This is a genomic window from Ruminococcus sp. RTP21198st1_G1_RTP21198_201120, assembly GCF_040924265.1.
Taxonomy (GTDB): Bacteria; Bacillota; Clostridia; order Oscillospirales; family Ruminococcaceae; genus Hominimerdicola; species Hominimerdicola aceti.
This window is the reverse complement of sequence record NZ_JBCOMH010000022.1, coordinates 20,193-41,836: the sequence shown is the minus strand read 5'-3', so window position 1 is coordinate 41,836 and position 21,644 is coordinate 20,193. Positions and strand designations below refer to the sequence as shown.

Below are 21,644 nucleotides of genomic sequence, written 5' to 3'. Positions count from 1 at the left end.
GAAATCAGAACTTACGGCGGACAGGATAAGGCTGTTGTTGTAGGTATTGATATACTTTAATCAATGAAAGGAGAAATCTTCAATGGGTGCTTCACTTCTTGCTGATGATGTCGCAATTACAAGCGGTATCAGCACAATTACATCAGTTGTAAGTCAGGTTTGGACAACAATGACAGGCAATCCGCTTGTAATGGCATTTGTCGGTGCTTCACTTCTCGGCGTTGGTATCGGTGTTGTAAGAAAGCTTACAAAGGGTAAAGCTTAATTTTTTCGTGTACAACCGCTTGGGGGCGGAGCGTCTGCTCCGTCCTCTATTTTTATCGAGAGGAGAAAACAAAATGAAAACTAAACTACGGCGGTTCACCGCTGTTTTGTCCGCTATGCTGTGTATGATATGCTGTGTATTGTCTGCTGTTCCTGCGTTTGCTGATGATACTGAATCAAAAAATACTCTTTCTAATGTAAAATGGGAAACCGTTTCTTCTGGTTTTGGTGTTCCATTTAGTTCAAATGTTATGTCATATTATAAAGAATCCCATACCGAATTACCTAAGAATTATATATTGATTTATTCTAAATATTCCAATGGAAATCAAAATATTTCTTTTTTATGCTTTCCCGATGATTCAGTGGTAGGCTATTATTTCCCCGATAATCAATTTAGGTTTATGTCAAATACGGATGCTAATTCATTTGGCTCCTATCGTTATTACATTGATTTTGATTCTAGCGGTAAGCAACTTTATCGTTCTAGTGCTGATAGATTTCGTATTGATTCTCCCGATTCATCATATCGTGACGCAGGTATTTCATATCATTTTGGTGTTGATGGCGGTGCTATTGAAACCGCCAAAGTATATATACACTGTAAACTATATGATTGGAGTGATTTAGAAAATGAAATAACGCCATCTCTCCCCGACCCCAACGCTCCTATTGTTCCCTTTTCCGTTCAGTATTCCCGAAAACTCACAACAGGTATGTCACGTTTGGGAACTTTGTCCGCTCCAGGTGCAAAAAATGACGGCGAATCTATAACAAACAACAATATTGATGTTACTGTCAAGCTTACTGACGAATACAAGCAGGCTATGCAAAAGGCTCTTGATAAGGACTCGAAAGCAACGCAATATACATATCAGTATGTATTGTTCATAACGCCGTATGACCCGAATATTTTCGGCACTAAAAAAGCTATGGACGGAGCGATTTATACTTTTCTTGATAAGTCGAAATACGTACTTACAACAGCTTACGGAAAAACAAAATCTAATACAACAACAGATTCAAAGTACGATACTGTTAGTACACCAGACAGTTCTTCCACTGATACATCTTCAAGTAACGTTGGTGAAATGACCTCTGAAAATGCTGACGGCGTTGCAAATTCGGCTTTCTGCAATGGTGTTACACCGCTTTTCGGTCTGCCTATTGCCAATGGTGCTAATATGACTAACACGCATACGATTAATCTTGAAAATATCAAAGGTGCTGACAAACTCGGTGAACAGGATATCTTGTATATCGTGGTTGTTGGTAAACGATATCTGTATGAAACAGGTGCCGAGGGTTACGCAAAGGACTTTTACGCCAATAATGCAGAGTTTAAGACCTTTTACAAAGAGCTACCCGACAACGCCGTAGCAAGCAAGATAAATGGTTTGTATGGCGGTAATGGTTACGATTTTTACACCGTTATTTCTGACGGCTTTTCATTCAAAGATTATCCCGATTATAAACCATTAGAGATAAACGGCGTTGAATACCCTACGGATAAGCCTATTTCAGATATGCTTGATGATCCTTTTCCACCTAGTAAGATTACTGACTATGACGGACTTGAAAACGGCACAGACTTTGACACAAAAGAAGATTTTGACGATTATATAAATAATAAGAAATATGATGAACAGTATGGTACATTTAATTTCAATTTAACTGATATATCTTCTATCTTTGACGGCTCGTCCGATTTCTTTAAGTTTATGACGGCTAGTATTGGCATCTTACCCCCTATATTTATAACCATACTTATTGCATTTTTTACTATCATGTTAGCAATTTGTTTAGTTAAATGGGTAGTAAAGTAAGGGGTGTTTGTATGGATTTCTTTGAACTTATGCACGTTATATACGAACATCTTTACAAGATATTCGCTTTTCGTCTCCAACTTGGCTCTTATAATTTTACAATAGGTTCTGTTATATTTGGACTTTTTGTCATTTCCTGCTCTATTGCCCTCTTACAGTACCTTTTTGGTGATTAATATGTTAGATCTCTCAGTATATTTATTTTTATGTTTCATAATAATGCTTATTCTATGGCATTACAACAAGAAAGGATATTGATATGTTAGTTATACTCAAATTTTTTGTGATAATACTTTGTGTTGTCCTTATATTCTCTGCCCTCTGCGGTGTGGTTGTGTTTATTTCTGACATCAAGCGGTTTAAGCTTGATACACAAATGAGCCTGCCTCGCCAAAAGCTTATTGAGCGGTATGTAGACCAACAGGAACTTGAAAAGGGCGGTGATAATAATGTTGTATGATGTTCAAAATTCCTGTTACCAACTTCTTAAACTTTTAGGCTGTGATTTGTCCGCAATAGACATTATAACAACTTGGAAACAGTTTGGCGTGTTATGTATTGAATTTATATTTGCCTGCATAATGCTTTATCTGCTATGGAAGATGTTGTATAACGCTATGATAAGATTTTTCAATCCGAGAAAGTGGTGATAATATGGTTATTTTTGATTATTTCGTCCGTCTGCCTGCCCTCACGGCTTATGTAGCCTACGATAAGGCTACAGCCCTTTACTTCAACTGGAAACAGCTTTTTCAAGGTTGGGGAATACATTTGTATGTTGGCAAGTTTGGAGCAGGAAAAACCTCTCTTATGGTGACTGAGGCGTACAAACTGTGCTGTAAGTATCCGCAACTCCATATCGTCACAAATATCAAGCTTTCGGGCTTTCCCGAATATACAAAGATTTATCCCCTAAACTCTCCGCAGGATATTTTAAACGCCCCGAAAAATACTTTAGTCTTGATAGACGAGATAGGAACAATCTTCAACAGCCGAGATTTTTCGGGCGGTCGCAACAGTGTTCCGAAAAACCTTTATCAGCATTTGTGTCAATGCAGAAAGCGCCGTATGATGATACTTGCCACAGTTCAGCGGTTTAACCTCTTAGACAAGCAGATACGTGATATAACCGCTGATGTTACCGCCTGCCGAACACATTTCAGACACCCTTTTACACGGCTTATGACAGGCTATAAGTACGATATAGAGGAGTATGAAATGTACTCCGAAAATCATTCATATACGCCTGTGTGTTCGTCCACGGTCACACATTTGCAACGTAACCAGTACCGCAATCTTTACGATACTTCGGAACTTGTAACGAATATGCTCAACAAAGATTACATATCTGATGAAGAAATATTGCGTAATCGTGATAGCGAAAGCAATAATATACCCCTTGACCGCAAACAGAATAAGCGTATGCGTAAGCAAAGCAAATGGTAAAAAAAACACCGCTGAGGTTGCCTTTAGGCTCTCAGCGGTGTTCTATTGTAGTGCTACAATAGATATTGGACAAAATTAAGAAAAAAGAAAAGAGAGATAGGCAAAAATCTGATAAAATAAAGTTACCACACAAATACAAATCAGAAAGGAAGCCTATCTCTCATGAATAGTATAACACAAGATATGAAGTTTCGTCAATCCTTAATGAATTACGCAAAGAAATATGGAGTGAGCCGAGCGAGCAGAAAATACAATAAATCACGTTCATATATATATTTCTGGCTGAAACGCTGGGACGGAAGTGTGGAGTCCCTCGCAGTTAAATCACGCCGACCGCATCATCATCCCAATGAGCATACCAAGGAAGAAATAGATCTTATCAAAAGGTATCACAAACGGAACCCGACACTTGAGCTTCCCGAACTATGGCATCGTCTCAGGAAACAAGGGTATACACGCTGTCTTGAAAGTCTTTACAGGGTTATAAAAAAACTAGGAATGCTTCCGAAAAAGCCGAAGAAAGCGACGTATAAACCAAAGCCATACGAGCAGATGACATACCCCGGAGAACGTGTTCAGGTGGACGTAAAGGTAGTTCCGAGAAAGTGTATAGCTGACCCAGAGATGAAGCTGTACCAATACACGGCGATCGATGAGTATACCAGGATAAGATTTTTATACGGATATGAGGAGCAAAGCACCTATTCTTCAGCAGACTTTGTAAAAAGGCTGGTGAAATGGTACAAACGCAGAGGAATAACGGTGAAATGTATTCAGACCGACAATGGATTTGAATTTACTAACCGCTTTTCGCCAAGCAAAAGAGACAAGAAAACGCTGTTTGAGAATACGCTCTCACAACTTGGCATTGAACACAAACTCATTCGTCCATATACGCCTAGGCACAATGGCAAAGTAGAGCGCAGTCACCGAGAAGATCACAACAAATTCTATTCGTGCCATAGGTTTTATTCCTGCGACGACTTAAACGTGCAGCTAGCTGCACGTTTAAGTCGAACAAACAATCGTCCTATGCGTCCCCTCAAATGGTTTTCGCCTATCGAATTTCTTATTAATAGTGTCCAATATGATTGACAAACCTACATGTGATGTAAGGGCTATTTCAACTTCCGTGTTGATGTTAACAAACATTTCACAATCAACAAGATTTTACTTCTACAAAACATCCCCCTTGAATTTATACATAAATAATGTTATACTTGATACATTATAAAGTATATAGGATGTGATGAAATGCTTGGCGTGTGTATGGCATTGATCGATGATGAAAAAGATAAAAAGGCTTTTGAAAAGCTGTATAATAAATACAAAAATAAAGTTCATGCAATATCCTTGAATATATTAAAAAATGAACAACTTGCTGAGGAATCAACTTCTGACACTTTTTTATCGTTGGCTAAATGTTTTCAAAAAATTAAACATTTAGAATATCACAAATTGGATTATTACATTGTCATAACTAGTAGGAACATGGCAAAGAATATATCTAAAAAGGAAAAAGAAAATTTAATGACGGTTTCCTACGATGATGATTCTTATTTTGTAAATGAAAATATGTCATGTTACGAATTTGAATTTTTGAAAGGTTGCATAAAGAAACTGAAAGTTGACGATCAAGAGATTCTTTATTTAAAGTTTTCGTGTGGACTTGAATATTCTGAAATCTCAAAAACGCTTGGCATTACATCTGCCACAGCAAGAAAACGTCTGCAGTATGCCAAAAACAGATTGAAGATATTACTTGAAAAGGGTGATTTATAACATGAATAATTTTTCATATTTTTCAAAAGCTCTCGATGAAGTCGTAGATGCCAGATTGGATGATTATGTTGAAACTCTTGAAGTAGACAAACGATATGAATTTTCGGAAAAGTACAATAAAAAAATAAACAAACTTATAAAACACAGAGAAAAGCCCTATTTTACTCTGATATGCACGACCGGCAGACGTGTTGCTTGTTGTGTTGCAGCATTGTTGATCCTATCATTTTCTTCGCTTAGCGTAAAAGCTGTGAGAGAGGCAGTTTGTGATTTCTTTATGAATATTTTTTCAGACCATACGGAGATTATAGCAGACAGTGAAATTGAGAATTCATATCCGCATTCGATTGACGAGGAATATCATATATCTTCACTTCCAAATGGATTTAAACAAGTCGACTATGATAAAATGGAAAATTCAATTATAATAACATACTTCAAGGATGATGATTATATCTTTTTTGAACAATACACAAAAGATGCATATCTTAGTAATTATGATAATGAACAGTCAACATTTGAATCATATAAAGATGAAAACGGACAAGAGTATCTAGTTCATAATACAGATCATGATCATACATTTATATGGGACAATGGTAAATATATTTTTGAAATATGCAGCAACTTAGACAAACGATCTGTGTTGGAATTGTGTGAATCCACAAAAATAAAGTAAATTAATAAAAACATATCACAAACAAACAATTTTCATTATCATAGTAGGTGTAGGAGAAAATAAATCTCTTGCACCTATTTTTTGTGAAAGGAGGAACTTACATATATGAAAAAAGTGATATCTACAATTATATCGGTTGTTATTATGCTATGCCTGTCACTTACAGCTTTTGCCGAATCCAAACTGCAAACGCCTTCTGACGATGACATTTCTGTTTGTTATTTATACACAGATAAAATATCAGGTACATTGTCAATCTCCAACAAGACTGCAACTTGTAAATCCACTGTACGTGGTATTTCAGGTACAACTACTAAAATCGTTATAACTCAAACACTTAAGAAGAAAAAATGGATCTTCATGGAATAAATACAGTAGTTGGACAAAAACATTCAACAGTTGGTATGCGATTTATTCAAATTCCAAAGAGTCTTTAAGCAGCGGTACTTATCGTGTAAAGACAGTTGCTAAGGTCTATAATGGCTCTGCCTATGAGACCATAACTATTTACAGCAAAACAGTGTCCTGCTAAAATAATAGGCTGTGCACAGAAAGGACAGGTGATTCCAATGCAGTAATAAAATTTATATAATCCAAAATCAAAAAACAAAACATTGACATTCAAATATTTGGATGTTATAATAAGAAAGGACGTTTAATATGAAAAAGATCGTAAAAAGGATCGCAGCTATGTGTGCTGCTGTTATGATGATGAGTTCTATGGCTATTGGGGCTAGTGCGTACTCAGCCGCAAAGTATGGAAGGGCAACAGGTGGCTCCGGATCAAACGCATACATCTCCTGCTATGTTACAGGTTCAAGAGCTAATTCAACTGTAGCTGGTCAAGCTTGGTCAAGAACATCCAGCAATAACAATAATGTGTACAATCCTAATTGTGCATACGCAGGCTATATTTATGCAAGTGTTTCTGTTGGTGGGAATGGTTGCGGCTCATCATCTACACTTAGCGGAAAAGTAGAACATAAATTTCAGTTATCAGGATGCAAAACGTCCAAAACTGTAAAAACCGTGCATATCTATGAAAATAATATACACGGAAATTACAGCACAACGCTTTCCGTTGATAGTCAATAATAGAACTTGAGTGTGAATTATGAAAACTAAAATTATTATCGCAACAGCCGCAGTTATAATTGCCGCAGTTGCAGTTACACTTTTCATTTCTCTTGGCACAAAATCCGATAAGGCGGTTTCTTCTGAAAAGGGTCAACAAGAACTTTCTGCTTCTCCCACAAACCTTTTGTGTCCTGAAGCTTCTTCTACTGCATTTGCAAACAATTTTGTGTATTACAAAACCTATGACGGCATTGCAGAATATGATATCGAATCCGACAGCCTTGCAATGATAAAAGTCAAGCTTCAAGAGTATTCAAACCTGTCCTGCTATACCATATATGACGGCGTTATATACGCTGTAAGGTCAGTGTATAATTCTGCTACGCAAAAAGAAGATTACAGCATTGTCACAGTGGATTACAACAGCGGTGAAGTCACGGAAGTGTATTCTGCACCAAAGGACAGCATATTAGGCTGTATGTCTATGGACAAAGACGGAGATATCTATTTTGTTGAGGGCAAATACAAAAAGAGCGAGACCGACGAGAACGGATTCAGCACAGGCTATGCACTGTATAAATATGATATCAAAATCTCTGACAAAAGCGAGATAACAAAAGCCAATACCTATTACATAAGCGACGGCAAGCTTTATTTTACAAGGCTTTGCCCAAAGACGGATACAGTCCGCCTATTTATAGCTCCACTTTCAGACCCTCAGAACGTCAAGGATACAGGCATTGATGTTGGCTCTCAGATAAGCGAAAATACGCCGTATATGTATTATCCGGCCGACGGAGATGTGTATTACTCTAATGGCAAAAACAAGCTGTATAGGTATAATGAGGATAATGAAAAAAGTGACACAGTTTGCACTTTTAAAGACAAATCTTTTGTAAGATATTTTCAGTATTTCAATAACACTATGATAGTGCTTGTTCGTGAGCCAAATGATAATGGCAAAATGTATCAGTATGTGCTTTATTATCTTGATAACGATAATAAACCGCAGAAGATAATTGATGATGCTAAGCTCAATGAAAAGTATTTTTACGGCTATGAGTATATCGACTATATGACAATATTCAATAACTGTGAGGATTATTTCCTTCTTTCGACCTATAATCCCGACGCTGATACAGCCGCTTATCTTGTGGATAAAGATTTTAAACTGCACAAGTTTATTTCAAACGGCGAATGGGATTATGATACATATGCAGAGATACAGTCAGAAATGTAAGAGCTTGATATTTGAGGTGTGACGATTTGAAACTTCTCAGATTTATGATAAGAAAAGATATGGCGAAGTCAGCTTTGATAAGCTTATTGCTGGCTTTGCTTTCCTGGGCCTTTTTGATATCTGTACTCAGACCTTCTTATGCTTATGGCGAAAAATACATGACCTATCTTAAAGGCGGCTCGGAAACTGTAAGCCAAGACGCTCAAAAGCTTGCTGATGAGCAAAACGCTCTTAACAACGAGATAAACGACTATCAGAATAACCACAACACAGGCGGTGTAAAGCAGGCTGAATTGCCTGTGGAACTTGAGGAAAAGATAATAGATTTCTCTCAGAAAAATTCACAAGCAGGCGCAGGACTTGACAGTATGTTTTCTCTTATTGAGGGAGAGCTATATTCCCAGCAAAATGCTTTGAAGCTCATTTCCGAGCGTGTGCGAGGTTACAGCCGAAATGCAAGGCGTGGCGTTACTGATGAGTATTCTCTAAAGCTGTCAAACAAGCTTATAGAAGACTATGATTCCGTTATAACAGCGCTTGAAAAATCTGATAAGATCATTGACACCAGAGCCGCTGACGGCTTTGAAAACTATATGTCATCGGAAATTTTGATACCGTTCGGCGTTTATTTGCTTCTTTTCAGCATATTTTCATCAGAGATACAAAGCGGCAGGATAAAAAGCTTTGGAATAACCAAAACGGGCGTGAGGAAATTCTCACTTTTCAAGCTTTGTACCGGCTTTGTTGCTGTAATAATTCTTGTTTTGATAATTTACACTGTGGATATTATAACTCTTTTTATTTACGATACAAACGGCTTTAAACTTGATATGCCATTGCAATATCTGAGCGGTTTTGAACTAAGTTCGGCGAATATGAGCTTTGGCGGATATCTAGTTGCAGTATTTGCCGCAAAACTTGTTTATGCGCTTTTCACCGCAAGTATTGTTATGTTTCTTTCAATGCTTTGCAGAAAGACCATACTTGCAGGAGCTGTCTGTCTTGTGCCAATATTTGTACCATTATATCTGAAAACCACAAGTCTTTCCAATCCTGCCGTTGACATTTTAACAGGCAATTACACCAATATGCTCAATGACACAGGTTATATGAATTTCTGGGGAATACCTGCACGAGAATACGTTGTTTATTTTGCTATCATATTCATCATGACCGCATTTTTTGTCGCAGGGACATATCTCCTTGCTGAAAGGCAGGTGGGATAATGAAAAGTATGTATAGTTATCAGACTTCACGGCTCATAAAGAAATTCTGGCTGCTTTTTGTCATAGTGATAATTTTTTCAGCTTCCGCAAAATTCACAGTGTATCGGAGCTTTGTTTCTTCAAATAATCTTACCTATATGAACAAAGAAACGGCGGAGATATACAATGAACTTATAGAAAATTCCGCAGATAAGACCCTTGAACAGTGTGACGAATACATAACGGAATATGAGATGAGAAGTTACGCAAGCGGTTATAATAATAACATTACAGCCGCCGTGAACAAATATAAAACAGAGCTTCGCAGTTGTTTTATGGTCGAAAGCATCAGAAGCTATGCACGCACGGGAAGAGGTCTAACAGACGCTAATATTCCCTCTGACCTTGTGAAAAACAGCCGACTTTACGCCGCCTTTCCAACACCGCAGGTGATAAATGACGAGCCGTTTTTGAAGTTTCTTGAATTGCAGGCGGTAGATATCATGCCTATATTTGTGCTTCTGCTTGTGGGCGTTTTTGTTGCAGATAGTTATGAAAAGAGAATGGATCGGCAGATAAAGATATCAAAAAATTCGGCGGCGTTTTTCAAGTCACGGGAGATAATTTTATCGGCGGCGATATTTATAATGTTCACGCTAAGCTTTTTCGCCGACCTTATTTTAAGCGGAACTTTACAGCAGAGCGAATACAGCACCTCATCTTTACAAAGCGTGTGGCAATTTGACCTTGCGCCTTTAATGCTAACTGTTAGAGGCACAATAATATGGCTATATGTCACAAGGCTTATGTCGCTTTTTATAACCTACGGCATTTTCGTGCTTGTGGCAAAGCAAGTGCGCTCTGTGAAAAAATATGTTATGCTGACCTCTGGGCTGATAGCGGTCATGTCCGCCGCCGCACATTATGTGGGAGCACTTTCGCCTTATATGTTTGCGGCTGTCACAAGCGTAAATGGGCAGCTTAACAACCTTGACTATATGAGGGCTTTTGATTGTTCGGAAGCGGTAGCTGTATTTATATATCTTGCAGCGATTTTGAGCGGACTGACTGCATGGAGATACAGCGGATATTATGAAAAAAGCTTTGACCGATAAGGAGTGGTGATGATATGAGCGCTTTAGGAGTAGAAAACTTATCCAAAAGATACGGCAAAAAGCAGGTGCTCAAGGGCATAACCTGCGAATTTCATACGGGCATAAACGCTTTGCTTGGACCAAACGGCGCAGGCAAGACCACCATAATGAACTGCATATCGGGCGTGATAAAAAAGTCGGGTGGCAGCGTGAACCTTGACGGGCAGGACGTTTTTGAAATGGGCGAGAAATATCGTGAAAAGCTGAGCTTTCAGTTTCAGTATCAGCCATTTTATCCAAGCTACACCGCCCATGAATTTCTCAGATTTTCGGCTCTGTTAAAAGGAATGCCTGAGCCGCTTATTGAGGACGAGATAAGACGTGTGCTGGGGCTTGTGAATCTGTCTGAAAATCTTGATGACAAGATAAAGTCATTTTCTGGCGGAATGAAACAGCGCCTTGCCATTGCACAGACTATCCTTAACTCCCCCGAGATACTGATTTTTGACGAGCCTTCTGCTGGTCTTGACCCATTCGAACGTGAGCAATTCAAGAGGATAATGGTGCGACTTAAAAAGGACAGCATTATAATAATTTCCACCCATATCGTTTCTGATATTGACACCATAACGGACGACCTGATCATACTTAACAAAGGCTCTGTTATCGCTAATGACAGCCCAGAGGCGCTTTTTGAGCATATAAGGGGTATGGTGTGGGATATTCCCAAAGAGGATATTGGTTTGCTGCCTATCGAGAACATTTATTATGAGGACACTAAGTCAAAGACCATATCAAAGACAAAGCCCACTCCAAACGCTGTTATAAGCGAGCCGACTATGAATGATCTTTATTTCTGCGGACAGATCGACGGAGGATTGTTTGGGTGAGGAGATAATGCAAATAATGATGTCTACTCTGAACGAGTGTTGCATTTTAAATTCAGCAATTAGGCTTTGTCCTCTACGAAAAAATTGTAATGAAAGGATAGAATGTGCTTATAAACCACAACCAAAATATGCTTTGTCTTGATGAATTTGATATACTTGAACTGCGTGAAAATGCAGATGAGTGTGATTATCTTTTTGTTGTTTCGCCTAAAATTGAAACAAAGATATGCACTAAATAATGAACATTATACAGCTCTTAAGATAAGAGGTCACAAACATTTGTGTAAAGACTGTGGAAGTATTTTTGTTGATAGATTCAATACGCTAGATCTTTGCTCAAAAATGACAAACAGACTTAGATGTAAGATCCAGCAATTATCATTAACAAAACCATTTAAGCATATTGCAAGAGAATATAAGTTATCTGTTACTACGATAGAGAAAATAGCTTTGGCATATATTCGAGAGAAAGATTCTCAGCATATTATGTATTCACCTGAAGTATTAGGTATAGATGAAGCACATTTGAATGGCTCGATTAGGTGTGTTTTGACGGACATAAACGAGCACTTGCTTTTTGAAATGCTTCCAAAGAGAGACAAACAAACTGTAATAAATTATCTCGACTCATTGCCTGACAGTAACAATATTAAAATAGTTACAATGGATATGTATAGGCCCTATCGTGAGGCGGTGTATGAATGCTTACCGGATGCGGCAATAGTTATCGACAAATTTCATGTGGTCAAGCTAATTAATGACGTACTAAGCGACTATAAAAAAACACTTTGCAAACAACTACCTGCTGCTGAAAAGAAGGAGATAAATTCAGTACAGAAAGCCTTAAATACAAATAGAAAAGACTTAACTGCAAACCAAAACAAAAAACTTGGATACATCTATTCAAAGTATCCGGAACTAAAAATGGCATATGATCTTAAAGAAGAATTCAGAGAGATCTACGAATGTACCAACAGGAGAGCGGCTGTTCTAAAGTATACAAAATGGTCCAGAAAGGTCAAACAGAACTTTAGTCCTTACATTTCAATAACTGAAACGGTAAATCGATGGAGCCTGGAAATATTTAATTATTTTGATCACCCGTACACAAATGGCGTTACTGAAGCTATAAATGGATGTATAAAAGCAATCGCACGAGACGGGAAAGGTTATTCGTTTGAAATTCTAAGAGGAAAGGTTCTGTATGGTCAAGCCTATAAAACCAAAGCCATTTTTTCTTATAATAAATTTTCTCCGACAGTACACTATGTAACTGGTCATTCGACCCGCTCGTCATTAAATATGATCCAAAATCTTATGAATTCGTACAAACAGATATCAGGAGCCGATATTGATAGGTTAAAATTAGGACTATTCTAAATAGAATAAGCTGCCACAGATTTTTTCTGTAGCAGCTTATTTTTGTTTATGCTATTCCTTCTTGCGAAGATATCCGTCATCATCATATTTCTTAGCTATATGCTGTGCAGCTTGCCAATCGCCCCATTTGTCTACAGCCTTATCCCAAAGTTTATCTATTTGCTTTGGCGGAACGTATTCCAAATTGCCATATATTATTTCCATTTCTCTTTTGGTATAATGTTGCGACCTGACTATATACCAAAAATCATCAAGATCGATCAAGTTTTACACCCCTTTTTTTATTTATTGCTATACTATATTATATCATATTTTCTAAAAAAGTTTACATTTATCAACACGGAAGTTGAAATAGCCGATGTAAGAAATGAGTAATTTATCTGTCAGAATAGACAAAGGGAGAGGGCGAGAAAGCTTTGGGCGTGGGGGTCGTGGTATAGCTGAGATGTTGTGGGGGTGGACGGGCGAACGTTGCTTGCCACTACAGATAAATTGCGGTCATTAGAAATTGTAGGGGCTGGAGTCCTCGACAGCCCTTTTATCTTGGGTATTTGTTTTATGAGCTGTACAGTTATTTGGACTGTGCAGCTTTTTATGTGTGAGGGGTGTGAAAATTGGGGCGGCGGTATTGAAATTATTATTTTGTTGTGATATAATTGTACTAACTAGAACTGTGTAAATTCAGGAAGGATCTTTATGAGTATAAACAGCAATGAGGGCAATGATTTTTGCAACAGATATAATGAGGTGCTGAAAAGCGATAAGAAAAAAATGATCGCTGCGGCTGCAGCTTGCACTATCGTTATGGGAGCAGGCTTTGGGGGATATTTATACTACGGCGCTTATTATGCTTCGGGCTGGCACACCCATGACGGCTCGACTTATTATATTGTCAAGGAGACGGGAAAAAAGGCGCTTGGCTATCAGATAATAGACAACACCTGCTATCTTTTTGACGACAATGGCAACGCTATGGCTGACGGCTGGCACAAGTATCGTGGGGACACTTACTATGTCAAGGACGGCGTTGTTCAGCGTGGAAAAATGAAAATAAAGGGAGAGGAATACTATTTCTCTGAGGAGTCTGGCATTTTCAGGACGGGCCTTTGCGAGATAAACGGCGGTGAATACTACTTTGACGATCACGGCTTCCCTGACACGGGTTTTGACAGCGACGGCGGTTATTACTATGACGAGAGTGGCAAGCGTGTGACAGGCTGGGCAAAGATAAACAATGTTCAGTATTATTTTCTCAAGAGCGGTGAGATGGCCAAGGGCTTTGTTGAGATAGAGGGCAAGATATACTATTTTGATGATGACGACGGTCACATGGCCACAGGTTGGCAGGACATTGACGGAAAAAAGTATTATTTTTCTGAGAGCGGTGCTGTTCACAAGGGCTGGATGGAGCTTGAAAAGAAGTATTATTATTCTGATGAAGCTACAGGGGCTTGCGCTCAGGGCTTTGCGGAGATAGACGGTGAGAGCTATTATTTCAATGATAGCTGTGAAATGGTCAAGGGCTGGATAACAATTGACAAGAACAGATATCATTTTGCTGATGACGGTAAAATGACTAAGGGCTGGTATGAAGAACCGCCTGAGAAGTATTATTTCAAGGGCGACGGCTCGGCAGGCAAGGGCTTTACCAAGATCAAGGACAAGTATTATTACTTTGATAAGAAAAATCGCCTCCTCTCCGGCTGGAACGAGATAGGCGGAAATGTTTATTACTTCGGCAGAGGCGGTGTTGTGGCTGACGGCTGGGAGGATATTGACGAAGATACTTACTATTTTGACAAAACGACCCATGTGGCGGCAACAGGTTGGACGAATACGGATCAGTACACTGATGATGAGAAAAAGAAAATAAAAGAGTTCAAATCCAATGTTTCAAAGCTTGTGAAGTTTGAGAAGGACGATTACAAAAAGGACGAGAAGCCTGACGAAAAAGAGACCCAAAAGCTTGAGGAGCTTGCAGACAAGTTCGGCGAAAAGACATTCAATGCTTATGACAGAAAGGTTTATGAAAAGTTCGGCGGGGCGGTGTTCTATCAGTATTATTTCTACTCTGATCACACTCTTTGCACTGGATTTCATAAAATAAACGGCTATTACTTCTATTTTGATGAGGAAACCGGCAAGAAGGCTACGGGCTGGAAGACCATTGACGGAAAGAGATATTATTTTGGTCTGACAGGTGCGGCGGCTGTTGGCGAATTTGAGGAGGACGGGGACAAGAAATACACCTTCTCAAACGAGGGCGTGCTTGCAGACGGGATCGTTAAGATAGACGCTGAATGGAAGTTCAAGAAAGAGGACGGCTCTTGGGCTAAGTCGGAGTTTGTTACTTCAAAGGGAAAAATTTACTACATTGGTGAGGACGAGGCTGCACTTACAGGTTGGCACACTATTGAAGACAAGCTGTATCATTTTGACAATGACGGCAAGCTTTCAAAGGGGCTGTTCAGTGATGATTCAGGGCTTTACTACATTGACAAGAACGGTGCTCAGAAAGACAAGTGGGTAACAGCCGGTGACAAGACCTATTATTTTGACGGCGATGGCAAGGCAGTTTCAGGCTGGAGAGAAATAGACGGAACGGAGTTTTATTTTGACAGCGATCATGTTTTGCAGAATGAATGGACGACTATTGCAGGAAAGAAATATTTCCTGCAGAATGGTGTTGCGTTGAGAGGTCCTGTGTACATTGACGACAAGTATTACAACTTCGGTGAGGACGGATATCTAAAGTCCGGCTGGGTAAGCTGGCGTGGACAGAAGTTTTACAACAACAAGAACGGCACTGTTGTGACAGGTTGGAAGAAGATAGGCGGAAAGCGATATTATTTCAATGATTATGGCATGATGCTCATAAACACTACTGTTGACGGATATAACATTGACAATGACGGAGTTGCGCATAAGGCAAAATAGCAATAAAAAGGACTGCTGTGGTTTAAGACAGCAGTCCTTTTGGTTTTGTATCAAATTTTTTCAATCAGGCAGACCGCTGTGGCGGATATGCCTAGTTCCTCGCCTGTGAAGCCTAGTTTTTCTTCGGTGGTGGCTTTAACTGATATTTGTGAAATATCGCAGCCGCAGGCTTCTGCTATACGCTCCCGCATGGAGGTGATATAGGTGGCAAGCTTCGGCTTCTGTGCGCAGATGGTGGAGTCTATATTGCCTATTTTCCAGCCTTTTTCGGTCATAACGCTTATGACTTTTTCCATGAGCTTCATACTGTCTGCACCCTCATAGTCGGGGTCGTTATCAGGGAAAAGCTTACCGATATCTCCCAGTGCCAATGCACCAAGTATGGAATCCATTATGGCGTGGGCAAGGACGTCTGCATCGGAATGTCCTAAAAGTCCTTTTTCATATGGTATATCCACGCCGCCGAGAATGAGCTTTCTGCCCTCGGTCAGTCTGTGGACGTCATAGCCGTGTCCTATACGCATTTTTGTTCCTCCTGTCCTAAAAATCGTACTGTTATATTTCCTCGTAGTTGCCTAAAAATTTGAAATATGAAAGCTCTGAATTAAGCTCGCTCATGAGCTTTGCCACGCCCGGAGAGGTTATTGCTCCCTCAAAATCGAGATAGAAAACAACGTCAAAATCGGTGTTTGCGATAGGGCGGCTCTCTATCATGGAAAGGTTAAGGCCTGCCACGGAGAATTTGGTGAGAAGTCTGTAAAGTGCAGATGAGGTATGTGGCAATGCCAAGGACACTGACACGATGTCAGCATTTTCCGAGCAGAGAGTCTCCTTTGAAATGAGAATAAATTTTGTGTAATTCTCGGCGGCGTTGGCTATATTATGCCTGAGTATCTCAAGATCGTTCTGCTGTGCGCAGGCTTCTGAGCAGATAGCGGCATACGGTTCATTGCTTTCTTTTATGTAGCACGCCGCAAGGGCAGTATTTGCGTATTTATGGCTTTTAAGCCCGTTCTGAGAAAGAAACTCAGAACACTGGCTGAGTGCCTGCTCGTGGGAATAGACTATTTTGATATCCTCAAAGCGTGTGCCTTTTTTTACGGCAAGGCAGTGGGAGATCTTTACCTTAGTTGCTGCGCATATCTTGAAGTCATGCTTTTTCATAAGCTCGTAGGTCTGACCAACTGAGCCTGCGGTGGAATTTGCTATGGGAAGTATGCCGAAATCCGCTGAGCCGTTTTCAACTGATGAAAAAACGTCCTCAAAATCTTCAAAGAACATTGGCTCAAAGTCGCTGAATATCTGCTTGCAGGCTATATGTGAATATGAGCCTGTGGTACCCGGTACAGCGACTTTTTTATGACCTGTCAAGTCCAACTTTTTGTACTCTATCTTATCTGAGTCTGCAAAAAACTCCTGGTACTGACGGCACTTTGAAATATCCATGATGTTTTGGAAGAACACTCTTGACGCACTTTCCAAACCCTTTGGTGAGCTTTCTGTTACATGGTCAAGTATCTCGTTTTCACGCTTGCTCTGAAAAACAGGCATATTGTTTGCTATCTTATACTCAGCCACCTTGAAGCTTATCTGCATACGCTTATTGAAAAGCTCCTGCAGCTGGCTGTCTATATCGTTTATTTCATTCCTTAATTCCTGAAGATCCATTTTTACGCTCCTTAACAGACAGAATGATATTATTTTACCATATTTTCTGCCTTTATTCAAGAACTATTTTGTTAATTAAGGCTTTATCGAGTTTGGAAAACGGGATAACGGGCAGAGGGGTGGTATCGGTCTGGGTGAGTATTTTTTCGAGCCAAACCATATGATAGCACTTGTTGAACTTAAAGGCACATCTATGGAACGTACCCACTATGGCATAGCCCATTTTTTCATGGAACTTTACGCTGTCAAAGGTGAGATACTCGTCTTCTTTTTCGGGATAGGCGACGCAGGCATAGAGGTTTGTTATATGCTGTGCCGCAAGGAGCTTTTCAAGGGCGGAGTAGAGTTTTGCACCTATGCCTTTGTGGTGAAGCCCTTTTTTTACATAAACTGTGACTTCAACCGACCAATCATAGGCGGCTCTGTTTTTGAAAACGCCTGCATAGGCGTAGCCTGCTATTTTGCCGTTTTCTACTGCGGCTATGTAGGGATAATTTGCGGATATGCGGCGGATACGGTCGGAAAACTCCTCCACTGAGGGGACGTCATACTCGAATGTTATGGCGGTGTCTTCAACGTAGGGACGGTATATTTCAAGAAGCTCGTGAGCGTCCTTCTCGGTAACGGTTCTTATTATCATGGCGTTCTCCTTATAGTACCATTAATACTGTGCCTGCAGTGATAAGCACCGCACCTATGGCTGATCTTACTGTGAAGTCTTCATGGAGAAATAACACTGCAAGGATAAGGGTGATGACAACGCTGAGCTTGTCTATGGGGGCGACCTTTGAAACGCTGCCCATTTGGATAGCCTTATAATAGCATAGCCACGAAGCACCTGTTGCAAGTCCTGAAAGGATAAGAAATACCCAGCTTTTTCTGCCTATAGAGCCTATGCCGCTTTGTGTGTGGGTGATGAACACCATGAGCCATGCCATAGCAAGCACAACGCAGGTACGCAGAGCGGTGGCAAGATTTGAGTTTACTCCTTCAATGCCGACCTTTGCAAGGACAGAGGTGAGCGCTGCGAAAACAGCGGAGAGAAGCGCAAACACGAACCACATAATACCACTTTCTTTCGTGAAAAAATTGTTTGCTCATGCTTTATTATAGCACCTAAAGGTGCTTTTTGCAATAGAATGAGCGGCAGGACGTGATATTTTACATCAGACCTGCCACTTATGCTTAGTTATTTGCGGCAAATATTTTTATTGTTCGTGAAAGTGCTGTTACCTGCTGAGGGGTACTGAATGCAGAGGGTGAGAAACGCACTGTGCCTTGCTCTATTGTGCCGAGGGTGGTATGGGTGACGGCGGCGCACTGAAGTCCTCCACGGAGGGCGAAGCCTTTTTCGCTGAGATAGGAGGCGATCTCAGCGGAAGGGATATCGCCGATGTTAAATGAGAGTATGGGGACTTTCTTTTGGTCTGCTTCATAGAACTTTATTTTGTCTATGTCTGAAAGCTGTTCGTAGAGCTGTCTGCAGAGTTTTTCTTCGTGGGCTTTTATTACGGCAGGGGTCTTTTGGCGGACGAACGTTAGTCCCTCGCCAAGACCGATTATGCCCACTGTGTTGATTGTGCCGCTTTCAAGCTTTTCGGGGAGGAAAGGGGTCTGTTCAAGGAGTGCGGAGGTCGCACCTGTGCCACCCTCGATTATGGTAGACAGAGAATACTCGCCGTCTGAGATAAGAAGCCCTGTGCCTGTTGGTCCGTAGAGGGCTTTGTGACCTGCGGTGCAGAGAAAGTTGAAGCCGTCTGAGAGAGAAAGCTCCAAAAGCCCGCAGGCTTGTGCGCCGTCGGCTATAAAGCATATGCCGTGGGCTTTGCAGAGGGCGGCTAATTCACGGTATGGCATGAGCCTGCCTGTGACGTTTGAAGCCACTGTACAGCAGATACACTTAGTTTCGGGGGTTATAAGGCGGCGGAAGTTTTCTGCTGTTTCGCTGTCTGTTTTCCCTGTTCGGGCAATAGAATATTTCACGCCTCTTGTTTTTGAAAGGGCATAGATGGGTCTTGCTACTGCGTTATGCTCGTGGTCTGAGATTATCATATGACCACCGTACTGCATGACACCTTTTATCGCCATGTTAAGGGCATGGGTACAGTTGGCGGTGAAAGCCACGTTCTCGGTCTGTGCTCCAAACATTTCTGCCGCCTGCTGTCTGACGGTGAATATCTTTTCAGACACTCGCATGGAAAGCTTGTGACCGCTTCTGCCCGGGTTGCCGCCATAGCGTTCTACTGCCTGAGCGACGGCTTTTGCTACGGCAGGGGGCTTGGGGTAGGTGGTGGCTGAGTTATCAAAGTTTATTATGCTTCGGGTGTTTATTTTTCTCACCTCTTTTGCTCGAATATCACGTTTCTGAATGGTATGCGCTCTTTTTCAAGTATGGCTGTTATTTCTTCTGAGGGTGCGGTGACGGCTATGGAGTAGCCGCAGCCTGTGCCAAGATCTTTCGGGGTGCGCTGTATTTCGCAGTAGTATTTTAAACTGTTCAGCAAGTTTTTTGCTTTCATTGCATAGGTTATGGAAGTCATGGCTATAAGACTCTTTTTCATTTTTGTTGCTCCTTTATGCTGTACTTGTCCGTATACGCTTTTACGAATACACTTCAGTATATGCCGTTCACTGTTTGAGGGTGAACGCTGAAAGTTTTGTGAAAGGTAGGTGAAATTTGATAAAAGTTAATAGTCAGTTTAAATTTCGGGTGTACTATTTATAATATAAAAAAAGAAAAGAGGTAAAAGCTATGAACGGATTTATGTATAAGGTAGCGAGATTTTTTCAGGGCAGATATGGTATAGACAAGCTTTTTTACGGCATTTGCGGAGTGGCTGTGGTGCTTAGTGCGGCGAATTTGTTTGTAAGGTCGCTTATTTTACAGCTTATGGTATACGCTGTGCTGGTGCTGGCGGTAGTGAGGGCGATGTCGAGAAACTGCCAGAAGCGATACGAGGAGAACATGAAGTTTGAGAGGGCTTTCGGGGGAATTGGCAGGAAATTTTCATTCTGGAAGAGAAAGTTCGCTGACAGAAAGACCCATGTTTATATAAAGTGCGGTGTATGCAAAAAGACGTTAAGGCTTCCAAAGGTAAAGGGTGAACATACTGTGAAATGCCCTAACTGTGCAAATAAGTTTAAGGTGAAGATCTGACCTGTTGCGGAATTTGCGGAAATGTGCTATACTATATAATATAGAATGATACTGTAGGGGTGCAAGGACAATGGGAATGGGCTGTCGAGTACGCCAGCCTCTACGGAAGTGTGTCAGGTACGATTTTTTTGCGAAAAGGGAGCGGCAGGAATGCAGAAGGTAAATTATCAGAAAATGCTGGATGGCATTATAAAAAAACACGAGGAAAAGGGCGAAGTGCCGACTTTGCTTTTGCATAGCTGTTGTGCGCCGTGTTCTTCTTATGTGCTTGAATATCTGTCGCAGTATTTTAAGATAACTGTTTTTTACTACAATCCGAACATTTATCCCCGTGAGGAATACGATAAGCGTGTGGCGGAGCTTCAAAGGCTTATTGCACAAATGCCTATGAAAAATCCTGTTGCGTTCGTGGAGCGTGGGTATGACGAGGGTGAGTTTTTTCAGGCTGTTAAGGGCTTTGAGGATATCCCTGAGGGTGGGGAGAGATGCTTTCGATGTTACAGGCTCAGGCTTGAACGGACGGCTCAGCTTGCTAAGGAACTTGGTATGGATTATTTTACCACAACGCTGTCTATTTCACCATACAAGAATGCTCAGAAGCTCAACGAGATATCGGAGGAGCTTGGGGAGATATATGATGTAAAGGCACTTCCTGCGGATTTCAAGAAGCGTGAGGGCTACAAGCGTTCCGTTCAGCTTTCAGCAGAATACGGGCTTTACAGGCAGGATTACTGCGGCTGTATCTTCTCAAAAAGAGAGCGTGAAAGGCTGGATACGATTACAACAAAATCTGAATAAATATAAAAATATTAACATTGCATAGAATGCTTGTACATATTATGATAACATATTTGGCTATATATAGCAAAAATAATATGCAAATTTGTGAAAAATGGCTAAAGATATGTGGTTAATTTGTGAAAAACGTTTGTTGAAATACTTGTAAATGTGTGTTATAATATAGGCAAGATGTATGTTGAGGAGATATCGCTCAATATG

Annotated in this window: 24 protein-coding genes; 17 read left to right on the top strand and 7 right to left on the bottom strand. The window is 40.5% G+C overall.

The genetic code is table 11. From position 1 onward, the window contains the following. The first annotated feature begins 82 nt into the window (after positions 1 to 82). The 14 genes from AB5627_RS12940 (at position 83) to AB5627_RS12875 (ending at position 12,883) form a co-directional block, all read left to right on the top strand. Entirely contained in the window at positions 83 to 265 is a 183-nt protein-coding gene (locus AB5627_RS12940; RefSeq protein WP_118164627.1) for a hypothetical protein, read from the top strand. A 73-nt stretch (positions 266 to 338) separates the two neighbouring features. Then, entirely contained in the window at positions 339 to 2,090 is a 1,752-nt protein-coding gene (locus AB5627_RS12935; protein ID WP_265290730.1) for a hypothetical protein, read from the top strand. Between the two features lie 259 nt (positions 2,091 to 2,349). Further along, a complete protein-coding gene (locus AB5627_RS12930; RefSeq protein ID WP_022288010.1) occupies positions 2,350 to 2,550 on the top strand; it encodes a hypothetical protein in 201 nt (66 codons plus the stop codon). A 194-nt stretch (positions 2,551 to 2,744) separates the two neighbouring features. After that, entirely contained in the window at positions 2,745 to 3,536 is a 792-nt protein-coding gene (locus AB5627_RS12925) for a zonular occludens toxin domain-containing protein (protein WP_022288009.1), read from the top strand. A 162-nt stretch (positions 3,537 to 3,698) separates the two neighbouring features. Beyond that, complete coding sequence (locus AB5627_RS12920; protein WP_368369888.1) at positions 3,699 to 4,631, top strand: DDE-type integrase/transposase/recombinase; 933 nt, start codon at positions 3,699 to 3,701, stop codon at positions 4,629 to 4,631. Between the two features lie 174 nt (positions 4,632 to 4,805). Continuing rightward, positions 4,806 to 5,318, top strand: coding sequence for an RNA polymerase sigma factor (locus AB5627_RS12915; protein WP_117865872.1), 513 nt, complete (start codon positions 4,806 to 4,808; stop codon positions 5,316 to 5,318). 1 nt (position 5,319) lies between these two features. Beyond that, positions 5,320 to 5,997, top strand: a complete 678-nt coding sequence (locus AB5627_RS12910; RefSeq protein ID WP_195249729.1) for a DUF4367 domain-containing protein — start codon at positions 5,320 to 5,322, stop codon at positions 5,995 to 5,997. 105 nt (positions 5,998 to 6,102) lie between these two features. Beyond that, positions 6,103 to 6,366, top strand: coding sequence for a hypothetical protein (locus AB5627_RS12905; RefSeq protein ID WP_368369887.1), 264 nt, complete (start codon positions 6,103 to 6,105; stop codon positions 6,364 to 6,366). Positions 6,367 to 6,657: 291 nt separating this feature from the next. Next, a complete protein-coding gene (locus tag AB5627_RS12900) occupies positions 6,658 to 7,092 on the top strand; it encodes a hypothetical protein (protein WP_368369886.1) in 435 nt (144 codons plus the stop codon). A gap of 19 nt (positions 7,093 to 7,111) precedes the next feature. Continuing rightward, positions 7,112 to 8,314: a hypothetical protein gene (locus AB5627_RS12895; RefSeq protein WP_368369885.1), complete on the top strand. Its 1,203-nt coding sequence runs from the start codon at positions 7,112 to 7,114 to the stop codon at positions 8,312 to 8,314. 26 nt (positions 8,315 to 8,340) lie between these two features. Further along, the gene (locus AB5627_RS12890; protein WP_368369884.1) at positions 8,341 to 9,540 is read left to right on the top strand and encodes a hypothetical protein; all 1,200 of its coding nucleotides are present in this window, start codon (positions 8,341 to 8,343) and stop codon (positions 9,538 to 9,540) included. Beyond that, positions 9,540 to 10,634, top strand: a complete 1,095-nt coding sequence (locus AB5627_RS12885; protein WP_368369883.1) for a hypothetical protein — start codon at positions 9,540 to 9,542, stop codon at positions 10,632 to 10,634. The genes AB5627_RS12890 and AB5627_RS12885 overlap by 1 nt, the downstream gene beginning before the upstream one ends. Positions 10,635 to 10,648: 14 nt before the next feature. Then, positions 10,649 to 11,503 carry an ATP-binding cassette domain-containing protein gene (locus AB5627_RS12880; protein ID WP_368369882.1) on the top strand — a complete coding sequence of 285 codons (855 nt, stop codon included), beginning with the start codon at positions 10,649 to 10,651 and terminating at the stop codon, positions 11,501 to 11,503. 141 nt (positions 11,504 to 11,644) lie between these two features. After that, a complete protein-coding gene (locus AB5627_RS12875; RefSeq protein WP_325213457.1) occupies positions 11,645 to 12,883 on the top strand; it encodes an ISL3 family transposase in 1,239 nt (412 codons plus the stop codon). 51 nt (positions 12,884 to 12,934) lie between these two features. Here AB5627_RS12875 and AB5627_RS12870 read toward each other — a convergent pair whose 3' ends face one another. Then, positions 12,935 to 13,147, bottom strand: a complete 213-nt coding sequence (locus tag AB5627_RS12870) for a hypothetical protein (RefSeq protein ID WP_022287078.1) — start codon at positions 13,145 to 13,147, stop codon at positions 12,935 to 12,937. A gap of 432 nt (positions 13,148 to 13,579) precedes the next feature. Here AB5627_RS12870 and AB5627_RS12865 point away from each other — a divergent pair, with 432 nt between their 5' ends. Next, a complete protein-coding gene (locus AB5627_RS12865) occupies positions 13,580 to 15,820 on the top strand; it encodes an N-acetylmuramoyl-L-alanine amidase family protein (RefSeq protein ID WP_022287077.1) in 2,241 nt (746 codons plus the stop codon). Between the two features lie 50 nt (positions 15,821 to 15,870). Here AB5627_RS12865 and ispF read toward each other — a convergent pair whose 3' ends face one another. From ispF to AB5627_RS12835, 6 genes are all read right to left on the bottom strand, one after another. Further along, positions 15,871 to 16,344: a 2-C-methyl-D-erythritol 2,4-cyclodiphosphate synthase gene (ispF, locus tag AB5627_RS12860; RefSeq protein WP_022287076.1), complete on the bottom strand. Its 474-nt coding sequence runs from the start codon at positions 16,342 to 16,344 to the stop codon at positions 15,871 to 15,873. Positions 16,345 to 16,375: 31 nt separating this feature from the next. Continuing rightward, positions 16,376 to 17,488, bottom strand: coding sequence for a prephenate dehydratase domain-containing protein (locus tag AB5627_RS12855; RefSeq protein WP_333635159.1), 1,113 nt, complete (start codon positions 17,486 to 17,488; stop codon positions 16,376 to 16,378). A gap of 52 nt (positions 17,489 to 17,540) precedes the next feature. Continuing rightward, positions 17,541 to 18,128 (bottom strand): GNAT family N-acetyltransferase, encoded by a 588-nt coding sequence (locus AB5627_RS12850; protein ID WP_022287074.1) that lies wholly within the window; start codon positions 18,126 to 18,128, stop codon positions 17,541 to 17,543. Between the two features lie 10 nt (positions 18,129 to 18,138). Then, positions 18,139 to 18,552 carry an EamA family transporter gene (locus tag AB5627_RS12845; protein WP_022287073.1) on the bottom strand — a complete coding sequence of 138 codons (414 nt, stop codon included), beginning with the start codon at positions 18,550 to 18,552 and terminating at the stop codon, positions 18,139 to 18,141. Positions 18,553 to 18,673: 121 nt separating this feature from the next. Further along, complete coding sequence (locus tag AB5627_RS12840) at positions 18,674 to 19,828, bottom strand: aminotransferase class V-fold PLP-dependent enzyme (RefSeq protein WP_265290929.1); 1,155 nt, start codon at positions 19,826 to 19,828, stop codon at positions 18,674 to 18,676. Further along, a complete protein-coding gene (locus AB5627_RS12835) occupies positions 19,825 to 20,049 on the bottom strand; it encodes a DUF3343 domain-containing protein (RefSeq protein WP_265290928.1) in 225 nt (74 codons plus the stop codon). The genes AB5627_RS12840 and AB5627_RS12835 overlap by 4 nt, the downstream gene beginning before the upstream one ends. A 191-nt stretch (positions 20,050 to 20,240) precedes the next feature. Between AB5627_RS12835 and AB5627_RS12830 the strand changes: the two genes are divergently transcribed. Further along, a complete protein-coding gene (locus AB5627_RS12830) occupies positions 20,241 to 20,645 on the top strand; it encodes a hypothetical protein (RefSeq protein ID WP_022287070.1) in 405 nt (134 codons plus the stop codon). A 150-nt stretch (positions 20,646 to 20,795) separates the two neighbouring features. After that, positions 20,796 to 21,443 (top strand): epoxyqueuosine reductase QueH, encoded by a 648-nt coding sequence (locus tag AB5627_RS12825; protein WP_368369881.1) that lies wholly within the window; start codon positions 20,796 to 20,798, stop codon positions 21,441 to 21,443. The last annotated feature ends 201 nt before the right edge of the window (positions 21,444 to 21,644 follow it).

Bases quoted from the DNA above. Each gene is read 5' to 3' on its own strand.
- AB5627_RS12940 (WP_118164627.1), top strand. From the start codon at position 83: ATGGGTGCTTCACTTCTTGCTGATGATGTCGCAATTACAAGCGGTATC.
- AB5627_RS12935 (WP_265290730.1), top strand. From the start codon at position 339: ATGAAAACTAAACTACGGCGGTTCACCGCTGTTTTGTCCGCTATGCTG.
- AB5627_RS12930 (WP_022288010.1), top strand. From the start codon at position 2,350: ATGTTAGTTATACTCAAATTTTTTGTGATAATACTTTGTGTTGTCCTT.
- AB5627_RS12925 (WP_022288009.1), top strand. From the start codon at position 2,745: ATGGTTATTTTTGATTATTTCGTCCGTCTGCCTGCCCTCACGGCTTAT.
- AB5627_RS12920 (WP_368369888.1), top strand. From the start codon at position 3,699: ATGAATAGTATAACACAAGATATGAAGTTTCGTCAATCCTTAATGAAT.
- AB5627_RS12915 (WP_117865872.1), top strand. From the start codon at position 4,806: ATGGCATTGATCGATGATGAAAAAGATAAAAAGGCTTTTGAAAAGCTG.
- AB5627_RS12910 (WP_195249729.1), top strand. From the start codon at position 5,320: ATGAATAATTTTTCATATTTTTCAAAAGCTCTCGATGAAGTCGTAGAT.
- AB5627_RS12905 (WP_368369887.1), top strand. From the start codon at position 6,103: ATGAAAAAAGTGATATCTACAATTATATCGGTTGTTATTATGCTATGC.
- AB5627_RS12900 (WP_368369886.1), top strand. From the start codon at position 6,658: ATGAAAAAGATCGTAAAAAGGATCGCAGCTATGTGTGCTGCTGTTATG.
- AB5627_RS12895 (WP_368369885.1), top strand. From the start codon at position 7,112: ATGAAAACTAAAATTATTATCGCAACAGCCGCAGTTATAATTGCCGCA.
- AB5627_RS12885 (WP_368369883.1), top strand. From the start codon at position 9,540: ATGAAAAGTATGTATAGTTATCAGACTTCACGGCTCATAAAGAAATTC.
- AB5627_RS12880 (WP_368369882.1), top strand. From the start codon at position 10,649: ATGAGCGCTTTAGGAGTAGAAAACTTATCCAAAAGATACGGCAAAAAG.
- AB5627_RS12875 (WP_325213457.1), top strand. From the start codon at position 11,645: ATGAATTTGATATACTTGAACTGCGTGAAAATGCAGATGAGTGTGATT.
- AB5627_RS12865 (WP_022287077.1), top strand. From the start codon at position 13,580: ATGAGTATAAACAGCAATGAGGGCAATGATTTTTGCAACAGATATAAT.
- ispF (WP_022287076.1), bottom strand. From the start codon at position 16,344: ATGCGTATAGGACACGGCTATGACGTCCACAGACTGACCGAGGGCAGA.
- AB5627_RS12855 (WP_333635159.1), bottom strand. From the start codon at position 17,488: ATGGATCTTCAGGAATTAAGGAATGAAATAAACGATATAGACAGCCAG.
- AB5627_RS12850 (WP_022287074.1), bottom strand. From the start codon at position 18,128: ATGATAATAAGAACCGTTACCGAGAAGGACGCTCACGAGCTTCTTGAA.
- AB5627_RS12845 (WP_022287073.1), bottom strand. From the start codon at position 18,552: ATGTGGTTCGTGTTTGCGCTTCTCTCCGCTGTTTTCGCAGCGCTCACC.
- AB5627_RS12835 (WP_265290928.1), bottom strand. From the start codon at position 20,049: ATGAAAAAGAGTCTTATAGCCATGACTTCCATAACCTATGCAATGAAA.
- AB5627_RS12830 (WP_022287070.1), top strand. From the start codon at position 20,241: ATGAACGGATTTATGTATAAGGTAGCGAGATTTTTTCAGGGCAGATAT.
- AB5627_RS12825 (WP_368369881.1), top strand. From the start codon at position 20,796: ATGCAGAAGGTAAATTATCAGAAAATGCTGGATGGCATTATAAAAAAA.